General features: G+C 58.2%; 2 protein-coding genes. Both read left to right on the forward strand.

Annotated features, from left to right (window positions below; translation table 11 throughout):
- Nucleotides 1-2: 2 nt before the first annotated feature.
- A complete protein-coding gene (locus N181_RS09955; protein ID WP_014857821.1) occupies nt 3-914 on the forward strand; it encodes a DnaJ C-terminal domain-containing protein in 912 nt (303 codons plus the stop codon).
- A 1-nt stretch (nt 915) separates the two neighbouring features.
- Nucleotides 916-1,233, forward strand: coding sequence for a chaperone modulator CbpM (locus N181_RS09960; RefSeq protein WP_014857820.1), 318 nt, complete (start codon nt 916-918; stop codon nt 1,231-1,233).
- The last annotated feature ends 8 nt before the right edge of the window (nt 1,234-1,241 follow it).

Consider the following 1,241-nt stretch of genomic DNA (forward strand, 5'->3'; position numbering starts at 1 on the left):
AAATGGCCAACGATCCGTACGAAACCCTCGGGGTGGCAAAGAACGCGACTCAAAAAGAGATTCAGAGCGCCTATCGCAAGCTTGCGAAGAAACTCCATCCTGACCTGAATCCTGGCGACAAGAACGCGGAGGACCGGTTCAAGGAGGCGTCCGCGGCCTATGCGTTGCTGGGCGACGAGGAGAAGCGCGCACGCTTCGACAAAGGCGAAATAGATGCGACCGGGGCAGAGCAGGCCGCTCGAAACTACTACAAGGAGTATGCAGCGACTCCGGGTGCTGACACGCGCTACCAAAGTACGAGCGGCTTCTCGGATTTTGGCGAGGCCGACGACATTTTTTCGAGCTTCTTTTCGCGAAGAGGCCATGGGCAAACGCATGCGCGCGGAAGAGATCTGCATTTCGCCATGGAGGTAGATTTCCTTGAAGCAGTCAACGGCGCGAAGAAGCAGATCACGCTGCCGGACAGAACCACGCTTGACCTGCAGATCCCTCCAGGCACTCAGGACGGGCAGCCACTTCGGCTTCGAGGTAAAGGCGAACCTGGCCCCGGCGGCGGGCCGGCTGGCGACGCGTTGATTGAAGTTCACGTACGGCCTCACCCGATCTTCACCCGCGATGGTGACGACATCCGGATTGAGATGCCCATCTCCCTTCGTGAAGCGATCCTCGGGGGAAAGGTGTTGGTCCCAACGATATCTGGCAATGTGACACTGACGCTGCCGCCCAATTCGAGCACCGGGAAAACGCTGCGCTTAAAGGGCAAGGGGGTCACCAAGCGGGGCGGCGGCAGCGGCGACCAGTACATTACCGTCAAGGTCATTCTTCCCGATCCCGCAGACCCTGACCTTGCAGCATTCGCCACATCATGGTCGGCGGGAGAGGCCCAAAATCCTCGCAGAGCTTGGGGAGGTTGATATGAGACATTCGGAGTTTTGCGAACGACTTAGCATCGAGCACTCAACGCTCAGCATATGGATGGAACAGGGCTGGGTCGTCCCGGCCAAAAACGATGGACGGGGAGAGTTTCATGACGCCGACGTGGCGCGTGGTCTCTTGATCCTCGATCTCAGCGAAACCATGGGGGTCAACCACGAGGGTATCGACGTCATCATGGCACTCGTTGATCAGGTCCACGGTCTGCGCTCCAAGCTACAAGCGTTGACGGATGCGATACGAGACCAGGATGAGCAAGTTCAGCGGCAGATTCTCCAAAGCCTTGAACGAAGCAGTTGAATTCCCAG

Origin of the sequence: Sinorhizobium fredii USDA 205, from assembly GCF_001461695.1 — a bacterium.
Classification (GTDB): Bacteria; Pseudomonadota; Alphaproteobacteria; order Rhizobiales; family Rhizobiaceae; genus Sinorhizobium; species Sinorhizobium fredii.